We start from the raw sequence: 15,512 nt of genomic DNA, 5'->3' as shown, positions 1-15,512 counted from the left end.
GATTTAATGGCACCGCACACTTTTGTGAAGGATAATTAGTCCAACAACAAAGGTGTGAAAATGACCCAACGAAGAAAACCTAGAAAATATACTGATGAGTTCAGAGAAGAAGCTGTAAAGCTAGTCACTGAACAAGGTTACAGTGTTACTGAAGCAGCCAAATCATTAGGCATAACAACTAAGCTGCTTTACAACTGGAAAGACAAACTAGCCAAGCAAACTTCAGGCGAAGCATTAAGCAAAGATGAGAGAGCTGAACTGGTTAAGCTCAGAAAAGAGAATAAACGCTTACAGATGGAGCGTGAGATCTTAAAAAAGGCGAGTGCCTTCTTTGCGAAAGAAATGAAATAAAGTTCGAATATATTAAAGAGCAGCAATGGCGCTTTCCAATTAGCGTTTTGTGCGAGGTTCTAGAAGTGAGTCGGTCAGCCTATTACGCATGGCTGAGGCGACCAGCCAAGATTATTAGTGTTGAAGAGTTAATGCTTTATCGTCGCATGAAGAGGTTATTTGATGATAGCCGCAGTAGTGCTGGTGCCAGAACCTTAATGAAGTTGCTACGCAAAGAAGGCTTTAAAATTGGTATTTGTCGGGTTAAGAGCTTGATGAAAAAGCTCGGTTTAGTCGTTAAACAGCGAGTGGCTTATAAAGTGACGACTATGCGCAAACATAGCCATGCGGTTGCTGATAACTTATTGAAGCGCCAATTCAATCCAGCCAGAGCAAATCAGGCGTGGGCGGGTGATATCACCTATCTAAGAACGCATCAAGGCTGGATGTACCTAGCTGTTGTGATGGATTTGCATTCTCGCCGTATTATTGGCTGGGCGTTGAGTAAACGCATGACGGTTGATTTAACCATGAGAGCGATGCAAATGGCTATCAACCTGCGTCAACCCAAAGCAGGCTTGATCTTCCATAGCGACAGAGGCTCACAATACACCAGTAAGCGTTTTCAATCATTGCTATGGAGCAATCGAATTACGCCATCAATGAGTGGTTGTGGAGCATGTTTAGATAATGCTGTGGTTGAAAGGTTTTTCGGCAGCTTGAAAAATGAATGGCTATTAAATGTTTACCATTTAACCAGAGAAAGCATGAAAACTGATGTAGAGAAATACATCAAATACTACAACTCAGTTCGGCTTCATACTTCATTAAATGATATGTCGCCAATTGAGTTTGAAAGTGTAAGGAAAAAGTGTGCGGCCTAGCTTGACCAGATCACCATTTTGATAGCGCGCTGTCGGTGTAATAGCCCCCGGTTCGTACAGCCATTGAATTTGTGAATCATAAGCCAGTGTTCCATCGGCATAGATTGGCGTTTCTTCCACCATTTGGTCGCCTGACCACAAATAGTGCCATGCTGTAACTTTCGGTTTCAACTGAGGAAACCGTGGATTGACATGAGCCGCTTGGCTATCCACGGTTTGCGTTTTACTCAGCCGTCGGCCAAAGGCATCGTAGGTGTAACGCCAGCAGTCCCCTTTTGGTGTGAAACACGCGGTCAGTTGGTTTTGAGTGTTCCACAGATAGCGCCACTCTTTTGGTCGATAGCCATGCTCATAAACAACCTTTTTCTCTAACCGCCCATTGACATCGTAATGGTAAAGTTGATAGCCCCTTGCCGTATCCCGCCGTGTGACGCGCCCCGCTTGTTGTTGCTGGAATAACTGTAACATCGCCCCTTGCGCATCCGACGGCAATGTCATGTGCTCGGTGAGGTTTAGGTTCGCATCATAAAGAAACTTTTCATCACGATTGCCAATTTGGTTGCTGTATTGGGTTTCGGTGATTTGGTCGTTCGCGTTATACCGATAGGTGGTCTGCTTCCAACGGTCATCTTCAATACGCACCACATTGTGTGCACGGTCGTATTGATAAGAACGGTGCACATCGGTACAAAATGGCGGCTGCTGCGGATCCTGTTGCAGTGATTGCAAGAAGTTTTCACTGCCACGCCCCGCCCGTTGATGGGCTAACAATCCGGTGGCGGTGTAATGGCTTGAATTGGCGAACCCCGCCTCACTGCGGCGAAGGTACTCTTGCCCGACCGCATTGTAGCTATATTGCAGCGGCGCGTGCTGGTTGATTTGTAGTGAGGTTAATTCACCGAGTTGCCCAAAGGCATAATGAAGTTCACGGTCACCGAAAGCGGTACGCGCTAACGTCGAATGGTCGCTGTCCCAATCATGTTTGATTTCTTGACCATTGATTCGCTCACACGTTAAACGCCCCTGCGCATCATATTCAAATTCAACCACTGAATCGGGGTTGGTGGCTTTCACCAATTGCAAACGTGCGTTGTACTCATAGGTCGTGGTCGATAAACATTTATTTTCAACGCCATTATCCAGCCATTCACTTTGTTCAACAACCAACCCAGATACATCATAACGCCAACGTAATTCGTGTTGGTCTGGATAACGTGTTGTTATTCGGCGACCTAACTGATCATAACGGTGCTCTTGCACTCGCCCTGTAAAGTCGGTTTCACGAATAATTTGCCCCGCGCGGTCACGCTCGTAGGTGTATTTATCCCCTGTAGCGTTAATCACCGCTTTTAAACGCGTCAAAGAGTCATATTCAAAACGGACTTCTGTACCGTCTGGACGTACCATCGCCAGCAGTAAATCAAAGGGGCCATAACGATAACGGGTGATTTTACCTTCACCGTCTGTGACAGCAACCACACGGCGTTCGCTGTCATATTCAATGTATTGATGCGCGTCATCCGGCAGCAAAATATCGCTGACGCTACCATTGACGCCTGCATGCTCTGAACTGTAACGATAGCGGGTAGTGTGTTTTAGAGCATCGGTATATTCTTGCAAGCGCCCCAGCTCATCAAACTGATAGTCAGTGCTGTTTTGGTACGGGTTGGTTGTTTTGATTAGTTGATGGCTATCATTGTATTCATACTGCCATTGCGCCCCGTTGGGGTGAATGGCTTTGAGCAGCTCACCGTGTTGGCTGTATTCGTAGGCTTGAATGTGACCTTGAGGGTCGGTGAGGGTCGTTAGGTTGCCTTGGGTGTCGTAATCAAGCAGCCATTTTTCTCCCGATGGCGACGTGTAGGAAATCAATTGCCCCATCTCATTATAGTCATAATAAACATGACGCCCATCAGGAAGGAACAGGTAAGCCAATTGGCCATCAAAATGATAGCCATACTCTGTCTTCTCACCTAATGAATTGATTTCTGATATTTTTTGACGCTGCTTCCACTGCGTATGGGTTTCACGCCAAAGAGGGTCAATCGCCCGAGTAACTAGATTATCTTCATTATAATAATAGCGTGAATAGCCGCCCTCACCATCAATGTAGGTGGTCATTCGTTGGGTATCATCATAGATAAAACGATCATGCCAATACCCTGAAGAGGAGTGAGTAGTAATGACACGGCCTTTATCATCATAAGTGAGTGTTAATTCAGTTTGATCGGTATCCCCCCACTGAACCATTAAGCCATCAGTGGTATAGCGGTGCCAAAGGCGATTTTGTTGATAGGCATCACACTCCGATAAATACCCCTGGGGATCATACGCACACACGGCAAAAACATGCTGCTCATCTTTCTGTTTGCCTCCAATGATGCGCTGCAATTGACCTTTTTGATATTCAAGCTCTAAAAGGAAGCCATCATTTCTTCTTATTTCGGCTAACTGGTGAGTGTCATTATAAATAAAATGAATGCTATTTTGGTTCCGATCCGTGATAGCACTTAAGCGGCGATAGTCACCGTCAATGTGAGCAAAAGATAAGGTATGTTGCTGTATGCTATCAAAAATCGTCAATGATTCATTTTTAGACCCCGCCAACAAATAATGCGGTGCGTGAGTATTTCGGGAGCGAACGGTATTTTCTTTAGCAATAAAATCAAATTGAGCTCCATCGCTGTCTTTAAAAATAATTTTGTTGTTGTCAATTCGTAAACAACGTGACCATTCATCAGTCCATTTTGGACCGAAAAGACCACTGGCAGCAGATGTTGACTGATATGTTCGATGCAAGATAATGGGTAATAACCCGGGAATACGAACAACTTGCCACTGCTGAATAAAATCCCCTGTTGCAACATTAACAGGTTCACCTTTACATGTTGCGCCAGCAGTACAAGTCCCCCCTACATCATCACTTTTCTTCGGTGCGGGGTTTTCAGCTTTCACATCGGTATTTTTAGGTGTCGCTGATGGTTTTTCAGCTGCAGCTTCAACCTTCGGTGAAATACGGGGCCCTGGCGCAGGTAATGCTCGTTCCGCATCTTTCGCAATATCAGTGATTGTTTGAACTGATTTTTCAGCAACTTGCGCCTCTTTTGCGGCAATAGCGGCTTCAGCAGCTCTAAGTTCCTTCAGAGTTGTAATACCTTTTGAGGTGTCCGCCACCGCATCAAGAGCCCTAGCCCCTTTAATGGCATTTACACCTTCCCCAGCTTTACCTACCGTACCTGCTTTGCTCGCAGGGAATAATATTGTCGCAATTTCTAATATTCCTCGGGACACGATCTCCGCTTTATCACTGGTGCCTTTATCCCATTTATTCTCCAAACGCTCCATCGCGTCACTCACTGCTTTTTTGGTATTTTCCCATGCCTCTTTAGCACTCTCAGACATACTTTCTTGGCAAACATTGCCTAAACGAGTATTTTCGAGAAGGATTAAAGCATCTAGTGTATTTTCAGCATTTTTAACCATTTGAATGGGGTTTATTGGGATAGCATCAGACATATGTACTAAACCGATACCCGTGTCTTTCACAAGCCCTAGCGTAGCCCGCCTTGCTCCATCTCTAACATCCCGATAAAAATTAAACGCATCCCCCGCCCATCCCCATCCTTCAACAGGCTCAGACCGAATACTGTCAATTTTCTCATCAAGATATTTATCTGCCTGATTAACCGCATTCTCTTTTGCAACTATTGCTTGACTGACAAAGCTTTGCTGTAGCGCTTCTTTTTCCGTGACCAAGTTTCGTAATAAATCAGAAATTACTGGAGGGTCATTACAGGGTATTTTATTACTTTCAACGGGATTACCAGGGGACGCTTCATTCGTGATTAATGTCCCTAACGTATTTTTATTGTTCATGGCGACAAGCGAACCATGCATCGCTGCTGGCTGCCCCTCAATACGTACGGAAGTACTGCCCGTCAGTATTATGCAGTCACCACTCCCTTGAGATGTGCCAGACATCACTCCTGAGCCCGCATTACTTTGAGAGCCTGCAATGATAGAGCCCACATTTAACGTGAGAGCCCCCCTAGCTCTAACGGATGTTGCAAATTTTTTGATATGATTGAGGCTTTGATAGCTATCAAACGGCACTACGGCATTGCCCACCTTGCAAACATCAGGCGCACTACTGACTGCTTTAAAACCGCCTTCTGCATCACCTATGTGTTTATCCGACATGACATGCTCCTTTTGTCTGCGAAGGGACAACAACTGAAATGACAGCTTGTTTTATGGGGTATTCAGCAGGAATGCGCACCCGACGAACGACCGAAATAAATCGGTTATCAAGGTCAATGGTTAACGTGTCGAGTAAAGGTGTAACAGGAAACAACTCCCCCTCAATATCCTGAAGCAATACAAGGTACTGGTAATCGGGCAAAGCTGTGACGACCGTTGAAGATTCGGGTAACAATCCTTCCAATAAAATGGGTTCATTACCCGCTAAAAAACCGGGGTAACGTAAATGGACAGGTGCAGAGTTAAAAAATTGCTCATCAAAATCATCAGGATAAAAAGGGAACCGCGTTTCTTCCCAATGTTTATCATAGGTTCCAGCATACTCAAGACGCCCCATCCACCAACGGGATATTGGACCAGAGCCCAATGTTAATTGCTCTTCATTAATGACGTGATGTTCTCTTGGTGTCGTTATAGTGTCCTCAATAATTTGCGGAGCTGGATATCGCTTAGATTTATCTAATGCGGAAATATCAGGATAGAAACCTATTCCAACCGGATTTGCTGCGTAAGCGTCAGTTTCTCCTTGGGTATTTATCCAACGACCTCCATATGCCATTTCATGACGCAAACTTACTCCGTCAGTCAATAAAGGAGCGGTTAACTGCCAATTATCTTTTTCATGTTGCCAATAGGATGGGCCCGTTAAAGTCCATGTATGAGAAAAATCCTTGACTCTGATTCCCGCTCGCCATTGTTCTGTAGGAATACCATCTTTAGGTTTTGCCACCCCACGAATGTGGATATTGGTACAAGGACGCCCAAGGACTAAATCAGTTTCATCAATAAGGCTGCTGCTTTCCGAAGTATGATAGTAATCATCCGCCATAACGAGTGGAAACTGTGTATTATTTAAATCGGAATAATGCCCCCCAGTTTTAAGTCGAAATGTTTGCCGAAATGCAAGTACATTAAATAACGCACCTTGTTTACCATACTTTTGGTAAAGCAAATGTGGAAATGGCGTATAATTCATCACCTCAAACATCGGTTATTCCTTAATTTATATCCACATCTTTACCCGTAATCTGCACTGGGCCTGATGCATTAAACTTAAATTCCGTTCCATTGATCGTGACATGGCCGCCACTGTCCATACGCAGAACACTTGCGCCACAACGCAGCTCAATCACGTCGCCCACATTGATTGAAAGGGTATTCCCCACCGTGATGCGCTTGTGTTGCCCCACCGTTTCCGTGTTATCTTGATCAATATTTTCAGTTCGATTGCCTTTGACCAACATGGCTTGATTGTTATCAATAACCTCTACATGGTCATGAAGCACATGCGTAGTCCGATTATTCAACACTTTAGTATTCATGTCCTTTTGGGCATGAATAAACACTTCCTGCTTGCCGTTCTCATCCTCAAAGCGCAGTTCGTTAAACCCCTCCCCTTTATGGGTTTTCGTCCGAAACGTGGTACGGGTTTTATTTTCAGGAAAACTGATTGGAGTCGCATTGCGCCCATCGTAAGTACATCCTGTGATAATCGGCCTATCGATATCACCATTCAGGTAACTGATTTGAACGACCGTCCCAATGCGTGGTACCGCAGAAAAACCATAGCCGCCACCGCTCCAACCCATGGCAACACGCACCCAGCACGAGGCACTGTGGTCAGGCTCTCCACGTCTGTCCCAGTGAAAATGGACTTTCACCGCACCATGTTCATTGACATAGATTTCTTCACCCGGAGGGCCCACGACGGTGGCAACTTCATCCCCATCCGCGGTTGGTTTATAACGATAAGGTGGCCGCCACTCTTGCGTGCCAGGGATAAAAGAAACACTGTTCGACAACTGAGTACCTTCTCCGCCACCATTGTCTGCCAGAGGTTGAACACCATGATGGCTCACGCTGATCACTTGCCAGCTGTCATTCATTGGTAGGTGGGGGTGATTCGATAGCGTAAAAATTTTACCCGGCATTAGGGCAAAGCAGTTTGTTGTGGCATTACCCACTTTGCTCCCATTACGTAGCTGTTCAAAACGAATTTGGGTGAATGGTTTGCCTTCTTCATCCAATTGGAAGCGGCCGTAACTTTCAAAAACGCTGTGCTGCCCACCTTTTTCCAATTTATTTTCATGTTGAAGTGGGTAAGAAGGACGAATGAAATTATTGTCTTTATGAATGGTTTCATCCACACACAGGTATTCACCGCATTGCCATGTCATGGCGGTGCTGTCACTGATATCCGTATCCGCTTGGGGGTTATACGTCAGGTAAATTCCTGCCGTCATCCCCATGTGTTCATCACTGTAAAATAATTGGTCCTCTTCAAACCAAAAGTTAATCCCTTCCTCAAAGGCAAGGCGACACCAAAAATCAAACGCAGACTCGCGCTTTTGGGTGGTGTAAATCCGTTGGGGATGTAAATCCTCACGGTAAAATTTGCAGTCCGACTTCACATGCGCTTCATCCAGCAAGGTTTTTAATATCGTCGGGACATTTTGATTTTGAAAAATTCGGCTATCTTGATTAAGGGTCATTACCCACATTTCAGGGCGAATATCAAAGTGATACCACGTCTTTACGCCATCCGTGTTTCCTTGAACGGCCCCCGCTAAAATGCCATTCACTTTACGGATTTGAACACCATCACGCTTAACGGTTAAGGAAGAGGCGATGCCAAGGTGGTTCTGAAAATCAATAAACGGTAAGGCACTGACAGCACTAATCGAAAGGGAAAATAACGATGATAGCCCTTCTGTTAAATTAAATTCGGTGACTTGAAAGGTCTCATCCGGTAACCCAGCAATCGAGCAAGTAAACACCAAGCCACTTTCCAGGCTTCCCATACCTAGTGCATCCAATAATGCCCCGTGAGCCGCTTGTAATGCCTGACTTTCTGAATAAGTTTGCCCGCCCCCGAGTTTTAACCCACCACCAAACCCACCGCCGTGAATGAGCGGATTATTGGCTACACTGTTTAATGGGGATGTCGCCTGCGTTGCCATGGATGCTGCTGTTGATACCAAAGCCCCACCTTGCTGTGCCAAGGCCGCCGCTTTTTGTACTTTACTGGACACCCGCTCATTGACTTGAGATTGCACTATATTTTTAATTTGATTTAAGGCTTCATCTTTTATCATGGAAGCAGGATCAATGGCGGTTTTTTTGGGGTCTTTGCTAAACATCACGAGTCTCCATGACAAAATGGATAAGGAGCGAGGAACGAAATAAAAGCGGTGACGAGCCCCAAAGGACTCGTCAAAAGGGCATTACGCTTCGAGCGGCGCGCGCCAGTCATCGGCACCGGATGTGCCTGCAACGGTGTGCTCCCAGTCCACTTTACGGTAAGACAGAGACACTTCGATAAGCTGAGTGAAATCCGCTTTCGCTGGGTCTTGGCAGTGAGGCATTTGGCAGTCAATATTGACGATGGTTGCATCGGTCAGTGTGGTGGTGAAGAAATGCTCTTGTTTACCTTCTACTGATGTGCGGTACCATTTCAGTTCCACTTTCGGCAACATTTCACCTGACGCTAACGCGTTATACAGCAGGGGAACCGCCTTGTTTAACGCTACCGTGAAACGGAACGGTTTATGTGCGCGTTGGCCTGAAGGTTGACCAGATTGCGGGTCTGTCGGCACTGTCACAACGTGAGAGAATTCTTGGACTAACATTTGGTCTTCGTGACCTTGTACATAGATGTTGCCCACAGAATCGGCAGTAAATGCGCCCGCGGTGATGTTGCCTTGAGTTTTTCCTTCAATGGAAATATAACATGGAGTTGGCATAGCGATACCCTTTATCTATAATGACAAATTGAGTTAAGTAAATATAATTAACCATTAATTTCCGTCATCTCAGCCTGTGCGCACGGTAAGATTTGCGTTAAGGATAATAAAAGCTTACGGATAGACTGTAAACCTAGCGGCCTTTTTGTATCTCCCTAGGATAAGTGACTTAGCGTAAACTGGTTGAAATATCGCTATATAATTCCAGTAAAACACTAAAAAATGAATCACAACCGAATAATCATCGAACAAAAAATAGACCAAACTGCAATAAGCTCAGTAAGTTCTAATGTACATAGAAATAAACTATGTAACCAAATGTTTCATTCCAAAAAAAACATCATAACTATATGATTTAATACAAATAAAACAAAAAACTCAAATTATCTTCACTACCAATAAAATGACCAGCTTAAACTGGCAGTATAATTATCTGTTAATCTAAAATTAATAGTGATTAGTTTCAATTAAGATATAGCAGATAGTTTTCATCGGTGAGCAGCCAATTTGCAGATGAGGAAAAAGGAATTTTAATCTTATTTATCCTATTCAATATCCTGTGAATTTTATAGCATTCTACTCGCAATCTGTTCTGATTATGAGAAAGATGGCGTTTGATTGTGGCCGGCCCGTCACTTGTTATTCCTCATATTCCTCATATTCCTCAGAGCAAATATTTATAATCTTAAATCCCTGTATTTCATCAAATTCTAAGTATCGTAATATATAAAAAATGCATTAGCCTATGATATAATTCAATTAAAATATGATAAAAAACGACTAAAAAAGACAAAATGAGTGACTTATATGAAAGCTATGAGTAATAAAAATAAATATATCAGTTTTAGAAATAACGGAGTTTTTTTGATTACTGCAATCGTCAATTCAACTGTCTGTTTCTTTTTATTTGGTGTCATTGGTGGAACATTTGGCCTTTTAACAACACTATTTTCTAATATCGTTTATGATACAAAACCTGATAGTAGTAATATTTTTTATGTGTTTTTTTTATTATGCTTGGTCATCGTTGGTGGGGGCATTGGTTTTATACTAAAGCTAACAGTTTATTTTTATATATACTTATTTATCTTATCATATTGCTATTATCTATTTTATAAAAAAGATGATTACTTAGATCGTACATTTCCATTTTTGATTATCTTTTCTTCCATGGGGACAACACTTGGCTCTATTAGCCTTGACCTGCCAATGGCCTATATCTCAGGGATTGCTATTAGTCTAACTATTTTTAGCTTACTAAAACATAAAAACTTTGAAAGTCATGCATTTAAAAATGGATTATTTTCAAAAGAAATATATCATAGTGACGAAAAAATATATATACGCGCTTTTTTGTTCAGTTTTTTCCTATTTTTAAGCCTTTCAATACCTGACTACCTAAATTTATATAAACCTTATTGGGCGCCCCTAACATTTATTATGTTACTCCACCCAAAAGAAATGCATATAATAAAGGTTACTTTGCTTAGATTTTTAGGAAGCCTATTGGCGGCTATTTTTGTTATTTCCATGTTTAGCCTAACAAAATCAAAGGAAACTTATATTTACCTAGCAGCTTTAGCTTTTATTGTCTTTTTCATTCCAACACTTTTTCGTTTAAATTATCTACTAAAAACATTTTCTATTACTGTTTTTGTTCTACTTCTTCTTGAAGAAACTCAATTTTTACATGATCCAAGTTACTTACTACCGATATCAAGGGTATACGAGACATTTATCGGTGGTGCTATTGCAATCCTTGCTAGTTTAGTTTTAAACATTTTTAGGGTTATAAAGAAAAAGGAAATTATAGGTTAATAGCAAGGAAAAACAAGGGGCGTCATCTTAATAAACCATGCCCCCTCTTTTTAGACCACAACAAACGCAAGTTATAATAAAAAAGCGAATGTAGTTTTATCAGATTGTCACAAATGCATTATTTATTTTCACGTTTCTTACAATACCAATGGCTAAACCAACGTGTAATGTAAATATAAATCAAAATAACTAATGTAACAATAAAAACATCCATATCTAGAGTTTTAGTATCAAATCCAATTATACTTATGAAGATCACGGGTGATAATATTAAAAGTATTATATCAAATAATAATTGTAATCTATAAGGCTTTGAAGTGATCCCATGCCATATTGATTTACCTATTTTCATATCAAAAACCTCTTACTCACTTATAAATTTAAAAATATCAGAATGAGAGCTAACTGTATTGTCTATTACCTACTGAATATCCGATATAAATAGCAACGAATCCAATAACGATACTTAAAACCAAATAACTCATTCCAACCAATAATAACTGCGGAGACTTCATTATTTCTACTACACCGTAAACGAAGCTGGAAAATGTCGATAATCCTCCCATGATCCCCGTAGCCAAAAAGGCATTCATCCCTTGGCTTATTTTATTTCTCATAAGTAAGCCTGCAACAACGCCCAATAATAAGGATGCAACAATATTTGCTACAAATATATCAAGGGGGAAATGATTGTTCATGGTAGGAACAGACACCATCAGTAGTTCTCTGGAAATTGCGCCAATTGCACCACCAATGAAAACTAAGATCATAATATTCATTTTTAGCCCCTGTTAGTTTGCTAACCAAGCACCAATAAATGCCGCAGCTAACCCAAATAAAACCGAAAGTAATAAGTAAAATAGTGCGAGTAATTTTTGTTTAGTTTGAGTCAATTTTAAAGCATCAAGTTGCATACTACTGAATGTCGTATAGCCACCGAGTAGCCCAGTTAAAATAGCTGATTGAAGAAATGTCCCATAACGGTCATCCCAGTCGATCGCAAAATAACGGCTTAAAAAACCAATAAAAAATGCGCCAGAAATATTAATAATGAATGTGGATAATGGAAACATCCCATGATAACGTTCTCCCACTAGGCGACCAATCCACCAACGAAGTAGTGAACCAATACCGCCACCTGAGCCAACTAGTAAAATTTCAATAGCTACCATTGCAGCCCTCTTCTATTTAATATCATAAATATAAAAATATCATTTTTAAAATAAGTTTAAATTACACACATTAATTGAATATGATTAACCACTAGTCGTTAAATGATAATATTAAATGCCCCGTAATTTTATTTAGCCTTATAAAACGGTTCATTCTGATATGGCTATATTCCAAATCGAGGTACATACCTTTTTCAATAGAAATTTATTATGGCTAAAAACAACCATCGATAATGGTCTTTCTTCAGAAAGTTGAATTAAAAACTGCCATATATCTTTCTGCAAATGCGCATCTAATTGTGCAGTAATTTCATCTGCAATTAAAACTTTTGTTCTTGGGTCTAATGCTCTTAATAAGGCAATTCGAGCAAGTTCCCCCCCTGAAAGTTCACTGGGCCTTCTAACCAACCACTCTGATTTAATAAACAACCGTTCAAGGTAGTATGGATCAGGCTCCCAAGCATCCTTCACGCTGTCACCAACTGTTCGATAAGGGTTAAAACATTTTTCAGGGTGCTGAGGAACTAACTGAATAGGGCAATACCCTTTTTGAGATAATTTTTTTCCATTAAATAGCACATCGCCTTGTGTAGGCATTTGCCATTGGGCTAATACGCGACCTAATGTTGTTTTACCAAAACCACTCGGTGCTGAAATCCCTAGTCGCTCATTGTTATTCAATGAAAATGACACAGAATCCCATAATGTACGGTTATCTTGCTTTATACATAGGTTTTTGACTTCAAGCATACTGAAACTCTCTATAAGCTAATAGATGGATAACCAAACAACAGCAATAAAAATACAAATAGTGGAAATAATACCGCCTGATTTTGTGAACTCTAAAAACGATATTTTAATACCATGAGCTGAGGATTGCTCAACAGCAATAATCCCAGCAATACTGCCAAATATAAATATATTACCTGCAAAACAAGCACCTAAAATTAAAGCGGCACCTAACAAATCAACATTTCCATGGGGGTAAACAAACTGGATTAATAAAATCACCGTGGGTGTTGTCCCTACAAAAATACTCATCACGATGGTGACCAAAAATAACGTAATAGGACTATTTAGATCGATACCTTTACCCAATAAGTAGTGCAATACTTCCTGAGGGATACCTGTATTGGAAAATGCAGTATTAATAATAAATAGGCCCATCATTAGAAGAATTAAGTCACCATTAACATGCTTTAACATGTCACTGGATGCTATTTTTCTGTTTAACAATAAAAAACAGGCTGCCGATAATGCAACAAGCTCACGCGGAAAATCACTAAATAAAAACGCCAAAATAACAGTAAATAAAACCGTAGCAGCTTTTATCGTTTCCCACCAATTGAATTCAATAATCGAAGGCTCAACATGGGGCATTAATGATTTTTTATCTTCAGATAAATACCAATGATTACGATAAAGCAAGGTAATCACACACCATACAATGGGAACTGAAAATAAGACTGGAATGGCTGTAATATTGAGTATTCCAATAAAAGATAAATCCAATCCTTGTGCCACAACCATATTTTTAGGGCTACCAATTAAAGATCCTGCGGCACCGTTATTGGCCGCAAAGCAAAAACCAAGTAAAAATGGAATAGGGTTAAGCCCACGGGATAATGTGATGGAAACCAATAAAGGTGTCATCGCCACCACCACAATATCGTTTGTAAGTACCGAGGCAAGAAGTGCCCCAACAATAATAAAAACGGCCATTAATTTAGGTGGGCTAATGTTTAAGCTTGCCACTTTTTGTGCTGCTTGGTGATAAAAACCTGATACTGTAAATGATGCAGATACTACCATTAAGCCAAATAATAGCCCAATTGCACTATAATCAATTGCATCCCAAGATAATTTTGGTGAGATAATCTCAAACCCTATCATGGCTAATGCACCCGCTACAGATGCACCAGTACGGTCAATTTTAATCCCTGGAAAAGTCCCAAAAGCCATTGCGACATACACTAAAATAAAAATAATAACGGTTAGATCCATAATAAACTCTCTATCTCTTATCTATATTTTTATTTCTTCGTATAAATGATAAAACTGTAGATACTCGAGTAGCAATTTTACCATTGGCCCTCCCAGCATATTACGAATCTAATATGTTGTTTGAAAAAATAATATTCTCCATCACTTGGTTATTAATGTTTTCGCCAAAGATCATTTTAATCAAGACTTCACTTCCTAAAGATGAAAGCGAAATAAGTAAATCTGCATGTAATAGTTGCATATTTTCGTAATTTTTATCATCATTTACAGCAATGACGCTTTTAATATTTCCGCCGACAATTTCTTTCGCAGCTAACATAGAGATGGTGTTTTCCGAATCAGAACCACCAAGAATAAATAAGGCTTTTGCCTGACCTAAGTTAGCACTATTTAATGCATGTTTATTAATTTGTTCCGTGGTAATAACTTGCGCATTATCTGGATAGCTCTTTTTTTGATCTTCATGGCAAAGTACCATAACGTCTAAGTCACGCTTTCTTAATCCGTGGTAGGTGTTTAAAGCTAAGGGGCTTGCGCCAACAATAATATAGTGGTTTTTCATACGGAATAATCTCTTCTTAACAATTTCTTGTGTGCTTTTTGCAAATACCCCTAGAAAATACACAATAGAGGTTGTAAAAATTGTAATACCTAAAATAACAATCGAAATTGTAAACAGTCTTGCCTCAACACTAATCGGAACAATGTCACCAAAGCCTACCGTCGTCATACATACCAAAGCAAAATAGAATGCAGATGAGATGTCAGTAACATGGGGTTGAAATTGCTCGCCTAAATATAAAGTACCAAATACAGAATAACCTAATAGTACGCTTAAGCTCATGAAAGCAACAAAGCCTGCACCAGATAAGCTATGACGATTAAATGCTTTCCAATTTGCAGCGGCAATAATCAATACTATTAGTGAAAAAGTTCCAGTCAGAACATTTTCTCTTGCTAATACCAAGTTAATTAACATGATAATAAACAGCATAAAACAGCTGAATAACCAACCGATGCGTAGACCTAAGTAAATAGGAATAGCTAGAATAATGAGCACAATGCCAATAGCAAATCTTGGAATATCTAATAATTTAACCAGTCCTAATGATTGTAGCCAATCAACAAAACCTAAATGTTGGGGGTATAAATGAAGATCATAAGTTGAGATTATGGGGAGAATAATCAATATCCCATCAGCAAGTATTAATAATGCGAGCACTAAGCGTAGCATTCTCATATTTTGAATATATTTATATATTGCATTTTTTTTCATAATTGAATACCAAAAGTTTTAGTGC

General features: G+C 40.6%; 11 protein-coding genes. 2 read left to right on the top strand and 9 right to left on the bottom strand.

Translation table 11 applies throughout. The features are described 5' to 3' along the window. Positions 1 to 60 precede the first annotated feature (60 nt). Positions 61 to 1,214 (top strand): IS3 family transposase gene (locus tag M0M83_RS07285; RefSeq protein WP_102140835.1). Its coding sequence is split into 2 segments (ribosomal slippage): positions 61 to 307 and positions 307 to 1,214, totalling 1,155 coding nucleotides; the frame shifts between segments, so codons are not numbered across the junction. On the opposite strand, the gene M0M83_RS07280 is transcribed toward M0M83_RS07285, so the two are convergent. The 4 genes from M0M83_RS07280 to M0M83_RS07265 form a co-directional block, all read right to left on the bottom strand. Continuing rightward, positions 1,158 to 5,414 (bottom strand): DUF6531 domain-containing protein, encoded by a 4,257-nt coding sequence (locus tag M0M83_RS07280; protein ID WP_248468039.1) that lies wholly within the window; start codon positions 5,412 to 5,414, stop codon positions 1,158 to 1,160. The genes M0M83_RS07285 and M0M83_RS07280 overlap by 57 nt on opposite strands. Then, positions 5,404 to 6,462, bottom strand: coding sequence for a DUF2169 family type VI secretion system accessory protein (locus M0M83_RS07275; RefSeq protein ID WP_248468038.1), 1,059 nt, complete (start codon positions 6,460 to 6,462; stop codon positions 5,404 to 5,406). Before M0M83_RS07275 ends, M0M83_RS07280 begins: the two co-directional genes overlap by 11 nt. Positions 6,463 to 6,472: 10 nt before the next feature. Beyond that, positions 6,473 to 8,614 (bottom strand): type VI secretion system Vgr family protein, encoded by a 2,142-nt coding sequence (locus tag M0M83_RS07270; RefSeq protein ID WP_248468037.1) that lies wholly within the window; start codon positions 8,612 to 8,614, stop codon positions 6,473 to 6,475. A gap of 84 nt (positions 8,615 to 8,698) precedes the next feature. After that, the gene (locus M0M83_RS07265) at positions 8,699 to 9,217 is read right to left on the bottom strand and encodes an Hcp family type VI secretion system effector (RefSeq protein WP_004250011.1); all 519 of its coding nucleotides are present in this window, start codon (positions 9,215 to 9,217) and stop codon (positions 8,699 to 8,701) included. An 807-nt stretch (positions 9,218 to 10,024) separates the two neighbouring features. Here M0M83_RS07265 and M0M83_RS07260 point away from each other — a divergent pair. Further along, complete coding sequence (locus M0M83_RS07260) at positions 10,025 to 11,035, top strand: FUSC family protein (RefSeq protein WP_125892723.1); 1,011 nt, start codon at positions 10,025 to 10,027, stop codon at positions 11,033 to 11,035. 401 nt (positions 11,036 to 11,436) lie between these two features. On the opposite strand, the gene M0M83_RS07255 is transcribed toward M0M83_RS07260, so the two are convergent. From M0M83_RS07255 to M0M83_RS07235, 5 genes are all read right to left on the bottom strand, one after another. Further along, positions 11,437 to 11,814 (bottom strand): CrcB family protein, encoded by a 378-nt coding sequence (locus M0M83_RS07255; protein ID WP_248468036.1) that lies wholly within the window; start codon positions 11,812 to 11,814, stop codon positions 11,437 to 11,439. 12 nt (positions 11,815 to 11,826) lie between these two features. Next, positions 11,827 to 12,207, bottom strand: coding sequence for a fluoride efflux transporter CrcB (gene crcB / locus M0M83_RS07250; protein ID WP_248468035.1), 381 nt, complete (start codon positions 12,205 to 12,207; stop codon positions 11,827 to 11,829). A 150-nt stretch (positions 12,208 to 12,357) separates the two neighbouring features. Then, a complete protein-coding gene (locus M0M83_RS07245) occupies positions 12,358 to 12,957 on the bottom strand; it encodes an ATP-binding cassette domain-containing protein (protein WP_125892715.1) in 600 nt (199 codons plus the stop codon). Between the two features lie 18 nt (positions 12,958 to 12,975). Beyond that, positions 12,976 to 14,211 carry an SLC13 family permease gene (locus tag M0M83_RS07240; protein ID WP_248468034.1) on the bottom strand — a complete coding sequence of 412 codons (1,236 nt, stop codon included), beginning with the start codon at positions 14,209 to 14,211 and terminating at the stop codon, positions 12,976 to 12,978. A 100-nt stretch (positions 14,212 to 14,311) separates the two neighbouring features. Continuing rightward, positions 14,312 to 15,487: an ion channel gene (locus M0M83_RS07235; protein ID WP_125892711.1), complete on the bottom strand. Its 1,176-nt coding sequence runs from the start codon at positions 15,485 to 15,487 to the stop codon at positions 14,312 to 14,314. Positions 15,488 to 15,512 lie beyond the last annotated feature (25 nt).

This window comes from Providencia rettgeri, from assembly GCF_023205015.1.
Lineage (GTDB): Bacteria > Pseudomonadota > Gammaproteobacteria > Enterobacterales > Enterobacteriaceae > Providencia > Providencia rettgeri_E.
This window is presented reverse-complemented; position numbering and strand designations above follow the sequence as displayed.

Bases quoted from the DNA above. Each gene is read 5' to 3' on its own strand.
- M0M83_RS07245 (WP_125892715.1), bottom strand. From the start codon at position 12,957: ATGCTTGAAGTCAAAAACCTATGTATAAAGCAAGATAACCGTACATTA.
- M0M83_RS07235 (WP_125892711.1), bottom strand. From the start codon at position 15,487: ATGAAAAAAAATGCAATATATAAATATATTCAAAATATGAGAATGCTA.
- M0M83_RS07260 (WP_125892723.1), top strand. From the start codon at position 10,025: ATGAAAGCTATGAGTAATAAAAATAAATATATCAGTTTTAGAAATAAC.
- M0M83_RS07255 (WP_248468036.1), bottom strand. From the start codon at position 11,814: ATGAATATTATGATCTTAGTTTTCATTGGTGGTGCAATTGGCGCAATT.
- crcB (WP_248468035.1), bottom strand. From the start codon at position 12,207: ATGGTAGCTATTGAAATTTTACTAGTTGGCTCAGGTGGCGGTATTGGT.
- M0M83_RS07275 (WP_248468038.1), bottom strand. From the start codon at position 6,462: ATGTTTGAGGTGATGAATTATACGCCATTTCCACATTTGCTTTACCAA.
- M0M83_RS07240 (WP_248468034.1), bottom strand. From the start codon at position 14,211: ATGGATCTAACCGTTATTATTTTTATTTTAGTGTATGTCGCAATGGCT.
- M0M83_RS07270 (WP_248468037.1), bottom strand. From the start codon at position 8,614: ATGTTTAGCAAAGACCCCAAAAAAACCGCCATTGATCCTGCTTCCATG.
- M0M83_RS07265 (WP_004250011.1), bottom strand. From the start codon at position 9,217: ATGCCAACTCCATGTTATATTTCCATTGAAGGAAAAACTCAAGGCAAC.
- M0M83_RS07280 (WP_248468039.1), bottom strand. From the start codon at position 5,414: ATGTCGGATAAACACATAGGTGATGCAGAAGGCGGTTTTAAAGCAGTC.